Origin of the sequence: Hydrogenophaga aromaticivorans (assembly GCF_013387465.1) — a bacterium.
GTDB classification, from domain to species: Bacteria; Pseudomonadota; Gammaproteobacteria; order Burkholderiales; family Burkholderiaceae_C; genus Hydrogenophaga; species Hydrogenophaga aromaticivorans.
The window spans coordinates 314,313-328,894 of the sequence record NZ_VYGV01000015.1; the positions used below are offsets into that span (position 1 = coordinate 314,313).

The window sequence follows — 14,582 nt, forward strand, 5'->3', positions numbered from 1 at the left end:
CGCTCAGAGACCGAGCATGAGCTGGAGGTTTTGCACCGCGGCGCCGCTGGCGCCCTTGCCCAGGTTGTCCAGGCGCGCGATCAGCACGGCGTGGCGATGGGCCTCGTTGGCAAACACCCGCAGTTCCAGCCGGTTGGTGTCGTTGAGGGCGGTGGCGTCGAGCTTGCCGCTCTCCGGGGCGGGCTCCACGCTGACCCAGCCGCCGGCCGAGACGCTGCCCGCGTAATGGGCCACCAGCGCATCGTGCAGGTCGCTGGCCTTCGGTGCTCCGGGCAGGTCGTCGAGGTGCAGTGGCAGTTGCACCAGCATGCCCTGTCGGAAATTGCCCACCGCGGGGATGAAGATCGGCCGCCGGCTCATACCGGTGTAGCGAAGGATCTCAGGAATGTGCTTGTGCGCGAGGCCCAGCGCATAGGCTTCGTGCAGCGGCGCCTCGCCCTTTTCATAGGCTTCGATCATGCTGCGCCCGCCGCCCGAATAACCGCTCACCGAGGGCAGCGAAACGGGGAAGTTTTTGGGTAGCAGCCCGGCATCGACCAGCGGACGCAGCAAAGCGATGGCACCGGTGGCGTAGCAGCCGGGGTTGGCCACGCGATCGGCTTTCATCACAGCCTCGCGCTGATCGACACAGAGTTCGGGGAAGCCATAAACCCAGTCGGGCGCACAGCGGTGCGCGGTGGAGGCGTCGATGATCCGGGGTTTCCGGCCCGGCATGCTGTCGATCATGGCCACTGACTCGATGGCCGCATCGTCGTGCAGGCAGAGGATCACCAGATCGGCCTGCGACATGAGTTCGCGCTTGGCCTCGGGGTCCTTGCGGCGTTCGGGAGCGATGCTCAGCAATTCAATAGCAGGCATCTGTTGAAGACGCTCGCGAATCTGCAGGCCGGTGGTGCCGGCTTCGCCGTCGATGAAGATCTTGGCCATGACGCTGGTTGCCTTGTCAGTTCTGGTTCAGAGATGCGTCAATATAATTATGCATTATGTGAACGCGATCACACCTCTTTGGTGCGTCGCAGCATGATACATTCCCCGGTTGCTGTGTCCAGTGCCTGCGCGCCGGCCGTTCGCTGTTCGGTCGGTTCAAGAAAACCCCCAGTCTGAGAGAGACCTCATGAAGATTCACGAGTACCAAGGCAAGGAAATCTTGCGTCAATTTGGTGTGCCAGTGCCGCGTGGCATTGCCGCGTTCACGGTGCAGGAAGCGGTGGAAGCCGCGCAGAAACTGGGTGGTCCGGTCTGGGTCGTCAAGGCCCAGATCCACGCCGGCGGCCGTGGCAAGGGCGGTGGCGTGAAGGTCGCAAAGACCATCGAAGACGTCAAGCGCCTTGCGGGCGAGATCCTGGGCATGCAGCTCAAGACCCACCAGACCGGCCCAGAAGGCCAGAAGGTGCGCCGCCTCTACATCGAAGACGGCGCCGACATCAAGAACGAACTGTATGTGTCGCTGGTCACCGACCGCGCGACCCAGAAGGTGGCGCTGATCGCATCGAGCGAAGGCGGTATGGACATCGAGGAAGTGGCCCACTCCACGCCCGAGAAGATCGTCACCGAGTTGATCGATCCGCTGACCGGCATCACCGAAGCGCAGTCCCGCAAGGTGGCTGCCGCCATCGGCCTGACCGGCGCTTCCGTGGACCAGGCCGTGGACATCTTCGCCAAGATCTACAAGTGCTACATGGACACCGACGCGTCCCTGGTGGAGATCAACCCCCTGAACTGCGATTCCAAGGGCAACCTGATGGCGCTGGACGCGAAGTTCAACTTCGACGCCAACGCGCTGTTCCGCCACCCCGAGATCGTGGCCTACCGCGATCTGGACGAAGAAGATCCGGCCGAAATCGAGGCCTCGAAATTTGACTTGGCCTACATCAGCCTGGACGGCAACATCGGCTGCCTGGTGAACGGTGCCGGTCTGGCCATGGCCACCATGGACACCATCAAGCTGTTCGGCGGCGAGCCGGCCAACTTCCTGGACGTGGGCGGCGGCGCCACCGCCGAGAAGGTCACCGAAGCCTTCAAGATCATGCTCAAGAACACCAAGGTCAAGGGCATCCTGGTCAACATCTTCGGCGGCATCATGAAGTGCGACACCATCGCCACCGGCGTGATCACCGCCTGCAAGGCGACCAACCTCAGCGTGCCGCTGGTGGTGCGCATGAAGGGCACCAACGAAGAGCTGGGCAAGAAGCTGCTGGCCGAATCCGGCCTGCCGATCATCGCTGCCGACACCATGGCCGAAGCAGCGACCAAGATCGTTGCTGCCGTCAAATAAGCCCGGAGAAGAAACACCATGTCGATCTACATCAACAAAGACACCAAGGTCATCACCCAGGGCATCACGGGCAAGACCGGCCAGTTCCACACCGAGAAGTGCCAGGAATACGCGAACGGCAAGAACTGCTTCGTGGCTGGCGTGAACCCGAAGAAGGCCGGTGAGTCGATCTTCAACATCCCGATCTACGCCTCCGTCAAGGAAGCCGCGCAGCAGACCGGCGCCACCGTGTCGGTGATCTACGTGCCGCCCGCTGGCGCTGCCGCCGCCATCTGGGAAGCCGTCGAGGCAGATCTGGACCTGGCGGTCTGCATCACCGAAGGCATCCCGGTCAAGGACATGCTGGAAGTGCGCAACCGCATGAAGGCCAAGGAAGCCGCCGGCGGCAAGAAGACCCTGCTGCTGGGCCCCAACTGCCCCGGCCTGATCACGCCCGACGAGATCAAGATCGGCATCATGCCCGGCCACATCCACCGCAAAGGCCGCATCGGCGTCGTGTCCCGTTCGGGCACGCTGACCTATGAAGCCGTGGCCATGCTGACCGAAGTGGGTCTGGGCCAGTCCAGCGCCGTCGGCATCGGTGGTGACCCGATCAACGGCCTGAAACACATCGACGTGATGAAGGCCTTCAACGACGATCCCGACACCGACGCCGTGATCATGATCGGCGAGATCGGTGGTCCGGACGAAGCCGAAGCCGCCATGTGGTGCAAGGCGAACATGAAGAAGCCCATCGTCGGCTTCATCGCCGGCGTGACGGCCCCTCCCGGCAAGCGCATGGGCCACGCCGGTGCGCTGATCTCCGGTGGCGCCGACACGGCCGATGCCAAGCTCGCCATCATGGAAGAGTCGGGTTTCATCATCACGCGCAACCCGTCCGAGCTGGGCAAGCTGCTCAAGGCGCAGCTGTGAAACGGCCCTGAGGCTGACGCGACAAAGGCAACGCTTGCGTTGCCTTTTTTTCGGCTGTGCAAAACCTCGCCACCCGTGGCTTTTGCCCGGTTTCCGTCCGATCGGGTCTGGCAGAATGAAACAGACTGCCAGAGTTTCACCATGTGGTGCACTCCGTTCCCGGTTGGCGTGGCTCAGATCGCGCGATGCCAGGCCGGGCCCTTTTCTTTCGGGCCATTCGCTTTAGCAAGAGGAAGTCGGGCTTTGTCCAGCAACTCCAGTGTGAAGCCCGCGTTGGCGCGTCGCCGGCGCGGTCAACCTTCCGACGCGATCATTGCCCTCGTGGTGGTCGTGGCGGCTTTTGCACTGCACTTTGCGACCGACCTGTTTGGCGGACTGGAGCGCCGGTACTACGATTTCGCCAGCACCCGCAGCGACAGAACGCCCAGCGATCGTGTGGCCATCATTGCCATCGACGATGAGAGCATCGCGAACATCGGGCGCTGGCCCTGGCCGCGCGAGGTGCACGCCCGGCTGATCGATCAGCTCGCGGCGGCGGGCGCCAAAACGGTGGCGCACACCGCCTTTTTCTTCGAACCGCAGACCGATCGGGGGCTGACCCGCTTGCGCGACTTGCGCGAGCAACTGCTTTCGGGCGACGCCTCTGCGCCCGCCTGGGCCGACCTGGGCCCCGATGCGCGCCAGCGCCTGCAGGCTTTTATCGACACCGCTGAACAGGATCTCGATACGGATGCCCGTCTGGTGAAGAGTCTGGGTCAGGCGGGGAACGTGGTCGTGCCTTCGCTCTACGTCCTGGGTGAACCCCAGGGGCGACCCGATCAACCGCTGCCCGCTTTCGCACAGAAAAGCGCTGTGCCCGACCCCCAGGGCTTCGGTGTGGCCGCCTCCGCGGCCCAGCAGCCCCTCGAAGCCATCGGCCAGGCGGCACTCGCCGTGGCCCATCTGAACCAGTTGCCCGACCGCGACGGGACCGTGCGCGGCGAACCCCTGCTCCTGCACTTCGACGGTCACGGCGTTCCCTCCATGGGTCTGATGGTGGCGGCCCAGAGCCTCAACCTGGGGGTTCAGGACATCCGCCTGCTGCCCGGCGAAGGGGTGATGCTGGGTCGCACGCGCATCGATACCGATGCCTCGGGTGTTGTGCTGCCCCAGTTCTATGCCGATCGCGGCGGACGCCCCGCGTTCACCACCGACTCGTTCTACGACGTGGTCTCGGGCCGCATCCCGGCCACCAAATACGCTGGCAAGGTCGTGATCATCGGCGCCACCGCCGCCGGGGTGGGCACGCTGTTTGCCACGCCCGTTTCGCCCGCCATGTCGCCGGCGGGCATCCTGGCACACATCACGTCCAGCATCCTCAGCGGGCATTTCATTGCGCAGCCGGTCTGGGGAGGCGCCGCGGTGCTGGCGGTGCTGGGTCTGGTGACGGCCTACCTCGTGTTCCTGTTGCCGCGCCTGTCGGCCGCCGCCGGCGCCTGGGTGACGGCCGGGATGTTTGTCGCGCTGCTCGGGACCGAGTACGGCCTGCTGGCCTATTCGGCGGTCTGGCTGCAGCTGGTGTTTCCGGCCGCGCTGCTGCTGGTGGGCCACCTGGCCCTGGTCACGCGGCGCTTCGGTGTCACCGAGGCGCGCAAGGTCCAGGCCGATGCCGAGTCCGCCGAAACCAACCGCCTGATGGGTCTGGCCCTGCAAGGCCAGGGCCAGCTCGACATGGCCTTTGACCGCCTGCGCCGCGTGCCGCACAGTGAGGCGCTGATGGACAACCTCAAGCAGCTGGCGCTGGACTTCGAGCGCAAGCGCCAGTTCAACAAGGCGCAGTCGGTGTACGAACACATGACCCAGCTGGACCGGGGCGATGCGGACGTGCGGTCGCGGCTGAAGCGGGCGAAGAACCTCTCGGAGACGGTGATGCTGGGACAGGGCGCGTCGGCCTCGCACCCGGGCGGCACCTTGCTGCTCAGCGGCAACGGGGTGGAGAAACCCATGCTCGGGCGCTACAGCGTCGAAAAGGAGCTGGGCAAGGGCGCGATGGGTGTGGTGTACCAGGGACGCGATCCGAAGATCGGTCGTGTGGTTGCGATCAAGACCCTGGCCCTGAGCAGCGAGTTCGAAGGCGAGGAACTCAAGGACGCGCGTGGGCGGTTCTTTCGCGAGGCCGAAACCGCCGGGCGCCTGCAGCATCCGCACATCGTCACCATCTTCGACGCCGGTGAAGAGCACGATCTGGCCTACATCGCCATGGAATTCCTGCCGGGGCGCGATCTGGTGGAACACACCCGCGCGGGTCAGCTGCTGCCCGTGGCCACGGTGCTGGGCATCGGCGAACGGGTGGCCCTGGCGCTGGACTACGCGCACCGGCAAAACGTGGTGCACCGCGACATCAAGCCCGCCAACATCATGTATGCGCCCGATGCCGACACGGTGAAAGTCACCGACTTCGGCATCGCACGCATCACCGACTCCAGCCGCACCAAGACCGGCATGGTGCTGGGCACCCCCAGCTTCATGTCCCCCGAGCAGCTGGCCGGGCAGCACATCGACGGGCGCTCCGACCTCTATTCGCTGGGGGTGATGCTGTTCCAGCTGCTCACCGGCGTACTGCCGTTCCGGGCCGATTCCATGGCCGCTCTGATGTTCCAGATCGCCAACCAGAGCCCACCCGACGTGCGGACCCTACGACCCGAACTGCCGGCCGGCATCACAGACCTCCTCACCCGAATCCTGTCGAAGTCGCCCGCCCAGCGCTACCAGACCGGCGCCGATATGGCGGCCGAACTGAAGCGGCTGCAGGCGCTGGCGGCTACCCTGGTCGGTACCGGTATTTCAATGCGCGACAATGCCAGCAGCCAGTCCGGCCACTTTGAAACCACACAGGTCGAACCCCGCCGTCCTTGAATCCCCATGGACGCCGCCCCCGATGTCGCGGAATATGTGACAAAAGTGCAAATCAAGAACGATGACGGATCACATCTAAAGGTATAAACCCGCTCAACATGAACTTTGAGTACGCCGCCCTCACGGACCCTGGCCTGGTCCGTGACAACAACGAAGACACGGTCGCCCTGGATGCTGAAAACCATCTGGTGGTGCTGGCCGACGGCATGGGCGGCTACAACGCGGGTGAAGTGGCCAGCGCCATGGCCACCACGTTCATCAAGGAGGAGCTGGGCCGCTGGCTGGTCGAGGGCGGGCACGAGGCCAACGCCCGCGAACTCAAACGGGCGATGGAGATCTGCATCGACAACGCCAACCGCTCGATCTTCAACGCCGCCAACTCCAACCCCATGTACGCCGGCATGGGCACCACCATGGTCATGGGGGTGTTCATGGGAACGCGAACGATGATCGGCCATGTAGGCGACTCGCGCTGCTACCGCCTGCGGGGCAACACCCTGCAACAGATCACGCGCGACCACTCGTTGCTGCAGGAGCAGATCGACGCCGGCCTGATTTCCCAGGAACAGGCCCAGTTCGCGACCCACAAGAACCTCGTCACCCGGGCCCTGGGGGTCGAGGACACGGTGTTGCTGGAAGTCAACGAATACCGCGTTGAAGACGGCGACCTGTACCTCTTTTGCTCCGACGGCCTGAGCGACATGGTGTCCGATCAACAGCTTGCCGCGATACTGATGTCGACGGGCGGCCTGCAGGAAAAGTGTCGCGCCTTGGTAGATGCCGCCAATGGGAGCGGAGGCCGCGATAATATTTCGGTGATACTGACGCTTGCGCGCGCCAAACAGGTCCGCAGGGGTTTGTTGTCGCGTATGCTTGGCAACGGTAGTTCTTAAGAATTATTTCATCAGGTTCCACAGGAGTCGGCCATGCCGAAAATGATCGTTTCCATCGATGGTGTCGTCATCAAGGAAGTGCAACTCACCAAAGACCGCACCACGCTCGGTCGCCGCCCCTACAACGACATCGTGATCGACAACCTGGCGGTGAGCGGTGAGCACGCGGTCATGCAGATGTCCGGTGCCCAGGTGTTTCTGGAAGACCTCAACAGCACCAACGGCACCTATGTGAACGGCAAGGCCATCAAGAAGCAGCAGCTGCAGAACGGTGACACGGTCGAAATCGGCAAGTACAAGATCAAGTACGTGCACGACGGCGCGGCCGACAGTTTTGAAAAGACCATGGTCATCAACTCCGGTGCCGTGGTGGGCGCCGTCGAGGCCGCTGCCCCGGTGGGCAATGCGGCGATCCGTGTGATGTCGGGTGCCGCCGCGGGCCGTGAGGTGCCGCTGGTCAAGGTGGTCACCACCATCGGCAAACCGGGTGTGGCGGTGGCCGCCATCACGCGCCGCCCGCATGGTTATGTGGTTGCGCTGGTCGAAGGCGCCATCAAGCCCACCGTGAACGGCAGCGCCATCGGCACCGATGCGGTCAACCTGCGCAACGGTGACCTGATCGAACTCGCGGGCACGCAAATGCAGTTCGTTCAGGCCTGACCCGGCCTGCAGCCCGATCCGCAGGCCATGAACGGCCTGCATCCCCCCATGTGGCGTCCACCATGCCGGCCTTGAGCAGACACGGCCCGCGCATCGCCGTCACCTTGCTGCCCTTGCTGCTGGCCGTGCTGCACGCGGTGGGTGTGCTGCCCATGGGCGTGTTGCAGCGGCTGGACGACATCATTTACGACGCACGCCTGCGCGTCACCATGCCGGCCACACGTGACGAACGTGTGGTGATCGTCGACATCGATGAAAAAAGCCTGGCCGAGGTCGGGCGCTGGCCGTGGGCCCGGCACCACGTGGCCCGGCTGGTCGACACCCTGTTCGAAGACCAGCGCATCGCACTGCTCGGTTTTGACACCGTGTTTGCCGAAGCTGACAACAGCTCAGGCCTGCGCCAGCTGCAACAAATGGCTGGCGGTGCGCTCGCCGACCAGCCCGGCTTTGCCGAGCGGGTCCGACAACTGGAACCCGAACTCGACCGCGACGCCCTGCTGGCGCGGGCCCTCAAGGACCGCCCGGTGGTGTTGGGCTACTACTTCACCAGCGATCGCGACGGGCGCACCAACGGGGTCCTGCCCGCGCCGGTGATGCAAACCGAGGCGCTGGGCGGCCGCCCCATTCTCGCCACGCGCTGGGATGGCTACGGGGCCAACATCCCGCCACTGGCCGAAGCGGCGCCGCGCGCCGGTTTCTTCAACGCCGTCTCCAGCACGGACGGCGTGGTGCGCTCGCTGCCCTTGCTGGCCGAGCACGGTGGCCGCTACTACGAGTCCTTGTCGCTGGCCATGTTCCGCATGGTCCTCGGCTCACCGGGCGTCGAGCCGGGCTTCCCCCCCGAGCGGGTGGTTGGCCGCCATTACCAGGCGCTTGAGAGCGTGCGGTTGCGCCAGGGGACGTCCACGCTGGCCATTCCGGTGGACGACAGGGTGGCCACGCTGGTGCCGTTCCGCGGTCCCGGTGGCCCCCAGGGTGGGTCGTTCACCTACCTCAGTGCCGCAGATGTGCTCGCCGGGCGGGTGGCGCCCGGCCTGCTGGCCGACAAGATCGTGCTGATCGGCACCACCGCGCCTGGGTTGCTGGACCTGCGGATCACGCCGGTGGGTGAAACCTACCCCGGCGTCGAAACCCATGCCAGCCTCATCGCCGGCCTGCTGGACGGCCAGCTCCTGGTCAAGCCCGACTACGCACTCGGCTACGAACTGGTCATGTTGGTGATCGCCGGGCTGGTCCTGGCGCTGGCGCTGCCGTTGTTGAGCGCGGCGCGTGCCGTGGTCCTGAGCCTGGGGGTGGTGCTGGTGGTGCTCGGGCTCAACACCTGGCTGTATCTCGGCCATGGGCTGGTGCTGCCGCTGGCCAGCGCGCTGGTGATGGCGGGCGTGGCCTTTGCGCTCAACATGAGCTACGGCTATTTTGTCGAAAGCCGGTCCAAGCGCGAACTGGCCCAGCTCTTCGGCACCTATGTGCCGCCCGAGCTGGTCGACGAAATGGTGAAGGACCCCGACAGCTATAGCATGGCCGCCACCACCCGCGAACTGACGGTGATGTTCTGCGACATGCGCGGCTTCACGCAGATCGCCGAGACCATGGCGCCGACCGAACTCCAGGCCCTGCTCAACACCGTGTTCAGCCGGCTGACCCAGCTTATCCGCCACCACCGCGGCACCATCGACAAATACATGGGCGACTGCGTCATGGCCTTCTGGGGCGCCCCGGTCGAAACGCCCAATCACGCCAGCCTGGCCGTGCAGACCGCCATCGACATGGCGCAAACCATCCACGAGATCAACGCCGAGCGGGCCAGCCGCGCCCTGCCCGCCATCCAGCTAGGCATCGGTCTGAACACCGGTGACATGTGTGTGGGCGACATGGGCTCCGACGTGCGCCGCAGCTACACCGTGATCGGCGACGCGGTCAACCTGGGCTCGCGGCTGGAGGGGCTCTCCCGCCTGTACGGCGTGGACATCGTGGCCAGTGAAACCACCCAGGCCCAGGCGCCGGGCTTCGCCTGGCAGGTGCTCGACCGGGTGCGCGTCAAAGGCAAGGCCCAGGCCGTCACCATCTATACCCCGCTGGGGCGCCGCGAGCAGCTCACGGCCGAACAAACCGGGGAGCTGGCGCAGTGGAATCTCGCGTTCAAGGCCTGGCAGGCCCAGGACTGGGACGCCTGCGACGTGCACCTGCTCAACCTGCAGCGTCAGAATGCCAAAAAAGTCCTTTACCGCCTGTATGCCGAACGGGTAGCCTCCATGAGGCGGTTGCCGCCCGTCGCCCATTGGGACGGCACCACCACTTTCGAGTCCAAATAACCCGGCCCATGGGGTCGCCAACCGCTGACAAGACCGATGAGGGTACGCGTTCTGGGTTGTTCCGGCGCCATCGCGCAAGGCTGCCGCACCACCTCCTTCCTGCTCGACGACGATGTGCTCATCGACGCGGGTACCGGCGTGGGCGACCTCCGCCTGGACGAGATGGCCCGCATCAACCACGTGCTGCTCACGCACTCCCACCTCGACCACGTGGCCAGCCTGCCGCTGATGATCGACGCCGTGGCTGCCCTGCGCATGGCCGCGGGCGCACCGCCGCTGCAGGTGCACGCCCTGCCCGGCACCATCGCCGCCCTGCGGGTGCACATCTTCAACAACCTGATCTGGCCCGATTTTTCGGCCATTCCCAGCGCCGACACCCCGCTCGTGCGCTTTGAGAGCATCGCCGTGGGGCAGGTGCTGCAGGTCGGCGGCAAGGCCATCGAGGTGCTGCCCGCCGTGCACACCGTGCCCGCCTGCGGCTACGCCGCCGCCACCGCCTCGGGCCACTGGGTCTTCAGCGGCGACACCGAGCGCAACCCCGCGTTCTGGCAGCGCGTCAACCAGCTGCCCGTGGCCCTGCTCATCATCGAAACCGCCTTCAGCGACCGCGAAAAAGCACTCGCCCGCCGCAGCCTGCACCTCGCGCCCAGCACCCTGGCCGAAGAGCTCGACCAGATCGACCGCCGCCAGCGTTACCCGATCTACATCACCCACACCAAGCCCGCCGAAACCGGGCTCATCATGGACGAGATCCAGCGCTTCGACCAGACGCCCAGCCGCGTGGACGACGTGCGCCACGACATCCGCTGGCTCAGCGCCGGGCAGACCTTCGAGCTCTGACAAAAAAACGTCACCGCAGGGGTGGGTGACAAAAATTGTCAGTTGCAAAAGGCATCATGGGACACAAATCGTCACATGCGCTGGGTGAAGCGTGAAAAAGAACGCACAACCCAGGCCATTTCCGGTTGGCACGGACCCTGCTCAGTAGAACGCGTCTCTGTCCCACAACCCCCAAGGAGTTTTCCTCATGAAGCGTTCCATGCAAAAAGGTTTCACCCTGATCGAACTGATGATCGTGGTGGCCATCATCGGTATCTTGGCCGCCATCGCCATTCCACAATACAGCGACTACGTGTCCCGCACCCGTGCTTCGGGCGCCGCCGCCGAGTTGGCCGGTCTGCGCAGCGCGGTGAGTTCGTGTATTGCCGACACGCTGGCCATCACGGGGTGTAACGGGGACACCAATGGCATCGTTACAACTGGGTTCCAGCTGACCAAGAACATCACAGTGGCGCCCACTGTGGCCAACGGTGTGATCACCACCACCACAGGCGCTACTGCATCGGCGGGCGGCGCGGCTCTGACCTGGATCACCACACCCACCGCTACCACGGCCAACATCGTGTGGAACAACACCGGCACCGTTTGCAACTCCACGCGTGGTCTGAAGCCTGGCCAAGGCGACTGCCCATAATTGCAGGAAATCTTCAGGAGCAGGCGTTTGACGCGTGCTCCTGAAGACAGAGTCTTGTGAGCGGTCTCAGGGTCATCCGTCCATGATGGATGGCCCTTTTATTTTGTAGGTCACGCATGAACGCCAGAACAATCCGAGGCTTCACACTGATCGAGCTCATGGTGGTTGTGGCCATCATCGGCATACTCGCTGCGATTGCCATACCTCAATACTCTGACTACGTTTCGCGCACACGTGCTTCCGGCGCTGCGACCGAACTGGCAGGCATTCGAAGCAAGGTGGCTCTTTGCATCACGGAAACGGGCGTTGCGACCGGCTGCAATGCGGGCACCAACGGCATAGAAGCCCTGGCCGACTTTCAAACCACCAGAAACGTGCTTGAGCTCAGTGGCGTGACCAACGGCCAGATCACCGCCATCACCGGAGCCACGCTGTCGGCCGGCGGTGCGAATCTGACCTGGATCAATACCCCCACCCCGACCACTGCCAACATCGTGTGGACCAACACTGGGACTGTTTGCAACAGCTTCCGGGGATTGAAGGTGGGCGTTGGGGATTGTTGACAGCCACGCCGCAGCTGGTTCGGGATGACCCAGAAAGCGTTGTGCTTTTTCTTTTGCATTTTGCGTTGAGTGCACATTGATCCATGCGCCTGCCCATCCATTGGAAGTCCAAATTCAAAGCATCGGTCATACACCTTGCCATCAGCGTGGTATTGGCCATGTTGGCCGCCGGTCTCGTTTTTTTTGTCTGGTATCCCTCTCCCTATAGAGAGCTGTTATGGGGTCAAGATATTTACATCTGGCTGATCGTTGTGGATACGGTTCTGGGACCTCTGCTGACTTTTGTGGTCTTTAACCAGCGCAAGCGCCTTCTGGAGCGCTTGGTCGATTTTTCGCTCGTTGGAGCCCTTCAAATCGGGGCACTGATCTTTGGTGTCTGGGCATTGGCGCAGGCCAGGCCAGTTTATGTTGTGTTCGAGTACGACAAATTTCAAGTCGTCCCGGTGTACCTTGTTCCGGAATATGCGCTCAAGCAGGCGCCGAGCCAACGGCGGAGTTTGCCTTGGGGCCGCCCCGGGATGTTGTCTTTGCGCCGTCTGCCGGCGGATGAAGAAAATATTGCCGTGTGGGTCAAGAACATGGCCTTTGGCGGACCACCACTCGCCGTTCAACCGAAGCTCTGGCAAGACTATGGATTGGCTACCGAGCAGATTGTCATGGCGAGTACGCCCTTTAATAGTCTGAGCGAAAAGTACGCTGAGCATGAACAAGAATTGCAGGACATATTGAGTCGTTCAGAGATGTCGCCTGATCAACTGATCGGGGTGCCCATCTATTCCGGTAATGGCTCGGGAGTGCTTATGCTTTCGAAAGAGACGATGGCGGTTGTGGACCTGCTGGTGTTGAAGCGAGAAATCAAAGGGTGGTGAGCGCAGGCGCCACAAAGTGCCCGCTCTTCCCCCCCCGCTTTTCCACCAACCGCACGCCGCCCATCGTCATCCCCCGGTCCACCGCCTTGCACATGTCGTAGATCGTGAGCAGGGCCACGCTGCAGGCGGTGAGGGCTTCCATTTCCACGCCGGTCTGGCCGGTGCATTCGGCGGTGGTGCGGCACAGCACGCTGTTCGTTGCCGCCTCCACATCAAATTCGACCGCCACGCGAGTGAGCGCGATCGGGTGGCACAGGGGGATCAGGTCGCTGGTCTTCTTCGCACCCTGGATGCCGGCGATGCGGGCGATGCCGAGCACGTCGCCTTTTTTGGCGCTGCCGCTCTGGATCAGCGCGAGCGTGGCGGGCTCCATGGTGATGCGGCCTTCGGCCACGGCGACGCGGTGCGTGCTGGCTTTGGCGGCCACGTCGACCATGTGGGCCTGTCCCTCGGCGTCGAAATGGGTGAGCGGGCTGGGTTTTGGGGTGGTCGGGTGGGTCATGGCGGGATCTTTGCTCGGTCTTTACAGAAACCTGTGGGCGTTGGCGGCATCATACGAGGATGCGCCTTTTGACGACCCCCCGATTCCCGTTGTCCCGCCGTCTCTTTTCAGTCCCCGTGCTGCTGGCCGCTCTGGCGGCGGTACCGGTGTCGTTGTCGAACGCACAGACGAATCCGGCGCCCAGTGGCGCGCCGGGGGCTGGTGCGACACGGGGCGGTCTGCCCAGCCTGGGTGACGAGCAGGACATGTCGATCGCGGCCGAGCGCCGCCTGGGCGACCGGATCGCGCGCGACATCTACCGCGACCCCGATTACCTGGACGATCCGGTGCTGGGCGACTACCTGTCGGCGATCTGGCAGCCGCTGCTGGGCGCGGCGCGCGCGCGCGGCGATGTGCCGCCCGAGCTGTCGGAGCGGCTGGCCTGGGAACTGATGATCTCGCGTGACCGGCGGGTGAATGCCTTCGCTTTGCCGGGTGGGTATCTGGGGGTGAACCTCGGCCTGCTGGCGGTGACCGAACGGCCCGAGGAGCTCGCTGCGGTGATGGCGCACGAGCTCAGCCACGTCTCGCAGCGCCACATCGCGCGCCTGGTGTCGAGCCAGGACCGTTTGGCGCCCTGGATGCTGGGCGCCATGATCCTGGGTGCGCTGGCCGCGCGCGCCAACACCGAGGTGGCCAATGCCGCCATCGTGGGCAGCCAGGCGGTGGCGATGCAGACCCAGCTGAATTTTTCGCGCGACATGGAGCGCGAGGCGGACCGGGTGGGTTTTGGCGTGCTGACCGGCGCGGGCTTTGAGGGGCAGGGCTTTGTCGACATGTTTGACCGTCTGCAGCAGGCCTCGCGCCTCAACGACGACGGCTCGTTCCCTTATCTGCGCAGCCACCCGCTGACCAGCGAGCGCATCGCCGACATGCGGGCGCGCCTGCCGCTGTCGACGGCGAGGGCCGGCCCGGGCGTGGGGCCGCTCAAGTCCGCGGTGCCCGGCGCTGTTGCCAATGCGCCGGCTAGCGGCGGGCCAACCGGCCTACGGCTCCGACCCCCCGCGCTGTTCCGCGCCACCCCCCCCCCCCCCGGCAAAGGCCACCCAACCGGCGGTCCCCCAACCCAGGCAATTGTCATGACCGCCAACGACGACCACGCGTAGGCAACAGCAAGTCCGAGGCAGAACTTGGGATCATTGACAACCTGAAAAAAGGGCTCGTTGACCAGCGCCGTCACCGCCGTAG

Annotated in this window: 13 protein-coding genes; 11 read left to right on the forward strand and 2 right to left on the reverse strand. The window is 64.3% G+C overall.

Annotated features, from left to right (window positions below; translation table 11 throughout):
- Nucleotides 1-3 precede the first annotated feature (3 nt).
- Nucleotides 4-927: an N-acetyl-gamma-glutamyl-phosphate reductase gene (argC, locus tag F3K02_RS16790; RefSeq protein ID WP_177136772.1), complete on the reverse strand. Its 924-nt coding sequence runs from the start codon at nucleotides 925-927 to the stop codon at nucleotides 4-6.
- A 187-nt stretch (nucleotides 928-1,114) separates the two neighbouring features.
- Here argC and sucC point away from each other — a divergent pair, with 187 nt between their 5' ends.
- From sucC to F3K02_RS16840, 10 genes are all read left to right on the forward strand, one after another.
- Nucleotides 1,115-2,275 carry an ADP-forming succinate--CoA ligase subunit beta gene (gene sucC, locus F3K02_RS16795; protein ID WP_177136773.1) on the forward strand — a complete coding sequence of 387 codons (1,161 nt, stop codon included), beginning with the start codon at nucleotides 1,115-1,117 and terminating at the stop codon, nucleotides 2,273-2,275.
- Nucleotides 2,276-2,293: 18 nt separating this feature from the next.
- Nucleotides 2,294-3,187 carry a succinate--CoA ligase subunit alpha gene (gene sucD, locus F3K02_RS16800; RefSeq protein ID WP_177136774.1) on the forward strand — a complete coding sequence of 298 codons (894 nt, stop codon included), beginning with the start codon at nucleotides 2,294-2,296 and terminating at the stop codon, nucleotides 3,185-3,187.
- 243 nt (nucleotides 3,188-3,430) lie between these two features.
- On the forward strand, nucleotides 3,431-6,082 hold the full coding sequence (locus F3K02_RS27800) for a CHASE2 domain-containing serine/threonine-protein kinase (protein ID WP_281362818.1): 2,652 nt from the start codon (nucleotides 3,431-3,433) through the stop codon (nucleotides 6,080-6,082).
- A gap of 98 nt (nucleotides 6,083-6,180) precedes the next feature.
- Nucleotides 6,181-6,975, forward strand: coding sequence for a Stp1/IreP family PP2C-type Ser/Thr phosphatase (locus F3K02_RS16810; RefSeq protein WP_177136776.1), 795 nt, complete (start codon nucleotides 6,181-6,183; stop codon nucleotides 6,973-6,975).
- A 33-nt stretch (nucleotides 6,976-7,008) separates the two neighbouring features.
- Nucleotides 7,009-7,635 carry an FHA domain-containing protein gene (locus tag F3K02_RS16815; RefSeq protein ID WP_177136777.1) on the forward strand — a complete coding sequence of 209 codons (627 nt, stop codon included), beginning with the start codon at nucleotides 7,009-7,011 and terminating at the stop codon, nucleotides 7,633-7,635.
- A 62-nt stretch (nucleotides 7,636-7,697) separates the two neighbouring features.
- Nucleotides 7,698-9,947, forward strand: coding sequence for a CHASE2 domain-containing protein (locus tag F3K02_RS16820; RefSeq protein ID WP_177136778.1), 2,250 nt, complete (start codon nucleotides 7,698-7,700; stop codon nucleotides 9,945-9,947).
- Nucleotides 9,948-9,983: 36 nt separating this feature from the next.
- The gene (locus F3K02_RS16825) at nucleotides 9,984-10,787 is read left to right on the forward strand and encodes a 3',5'-cyclic-nucleotide phosphodiesterase (RefSeq protein ID WP_177136779.1); all 804 of its coding nucleotides are present in this window, start codon (nucleotides 9,984-9,986) and stop codon (nucleotides 10,785-10,787) included.
- A 187-nt stretch (nucleotides 10,788-10,974) separates the two neighbouring features.
- Nucleotides 10,975-11,421 carry a pilin gene (locus F3K02_RS27805; RefSeq protein ID WP_177136780.1) on the forward strand — a complete coding sequence of 149 codons (447 nt, stop codon included), beginning with the start codon at nucleotides 10,975-10,977 and terminating at the stop codon, nucleotides 11,419-11,421.
- Nucleotides 11,422-11,537: 116 nt separating this feature from the next.
- On the forward strand, nucleotides 11,538-11,984 hold the full coding sequence (locus tag F3K02_RS27810; RefSeq protein WP_177136781.1) for a pilin: 447 nt from the start codon (nucleotides 11,538-11,540) through the stop codon (nucleotides 11,982-11,984).
- A gap of 83 nt (nucleotides 11,985-12,067) precedes the next feature.
- Nucleotides 12,068-12,853 carry a hypothetical protein gene (locus F3K02_RS16840; protein ID WP_177136782.1) on the forward strand — a complete coding sequence of 262 codons (786 nt, stop codon included), beginning with the start codon at nucleotides 12,068-12,070 and terminating at the stop codon, nucleotides 12,851-12,853.
- Here F3K02_RS16840 and moaC read toward each other — a convergent pair.
- The gene (moaC, locus tag F3K02_RS16845) at nucleotides 12,840-13,355 is read right to left on the reverse strand and encodes a cyclic pyranopterin monophosphate synthase MoaC (RefSeq protein ID WP_177136783.1); all 516 of its coding nucleotides are present in this window, start codon (nucleotides 13,353-13,355) and stop codon (nucleotides 12,840-12,842) included. The two genes, F3K02_RS16840 and moaC, sit on opposite strands and share 14 nt — an antisense overlap.
- 116 nt (nucleotides 13,356-13,471) lie before the next feature.
- Here moaC and F3K02_RS27610 point away from each other — a divergent pair, with 116 nt between their 5' ends.
- Nucleotides 13,472-14,500, forward strand: coding sequence for a M48 family metallopeptidase (locus F3K02_RS27610; protein WP_425485610.1), 1,029 nt, complete (start codon nucleotides 13,472-13,474; stop codon nucleotides 14,498-14,500).
- The last annotated feature ends 82 nt before the right edge of the window (nucleotides 14,501-14,582 follow it).

Coding starts and splice junctions, on each gene's coding strand:
- argC (WP_177136772.1), bottom strand. CDS start 927: ATGGCCAAGATCTTCATCGACGGCGAAGCCGGCACCACCGGCCTGCAG.
- sucC (WP_177136773.1), top strand. CDS start 1,115: ATGAAGATTCACGAGTACCAAGGCAAGGAAATCTTGCGTCAATTTGGT.
- sucD (WP_177136774.1), top strand. CDS start 2,294: ATGTCGATCTACATCAACAAAGACACCAAGGTCATCACCCAGGGCATC.
- F3K02_RS16810 (WP_177136776.1), top strand. CDS start 6,181: ATGAACTTTGAGTACGCCGCCCTCACGGACCCTGGCCTGGTCCGTGAC.
- F3K02_RS16815 (WP_177136777.1), top strand. CDS start 7,009: ATGCCGAAAATGATCGTTTCCATCGATGGTGTCGTCATCAAGGAAGTG.
- F3K02_RS16820 (WP_177136778.1), top strand. CDS start 7,698: ATGCCGGCCTTGAGCAGACACGGCCCGCGCATCGCCGTCACCTTGCTG.
- F3K02_RS16825 (WP_177136779.1), top strand. CDS start 9,984: ATGAGGGTACGCGTTCTGGGTTGTTCCGGCGCCATCGCGCAAGGCTGC.
- F3K02_RS27805 (WP_177136780.1), top strand. CDS start 10,975: ATGAAGCGTTCCATGCAAAAAGGTTTCACCCTGATCGAACTGATGATC.
- F3K02_RS27810 (WP_177136781.1), top strand. CDS start 11,538: ATGAACGCCAGAACAATCCGAGGCTTCACACTGATCGAGCTCATGGTG.
- F3K02_RS16840 (WP_177136782.1), top strand. CDS start 12,068: ATGCGCCTGCCCATCCATTGGAAGTCCAAATTCAAAGCATCGGTCATA.
- moaC (WP_177136783.1), bottom strand. CDS start 13,355: ATGACCCACCCGACCACCCCAAAACCCAGCCCGCTCACCCATTTCGAC.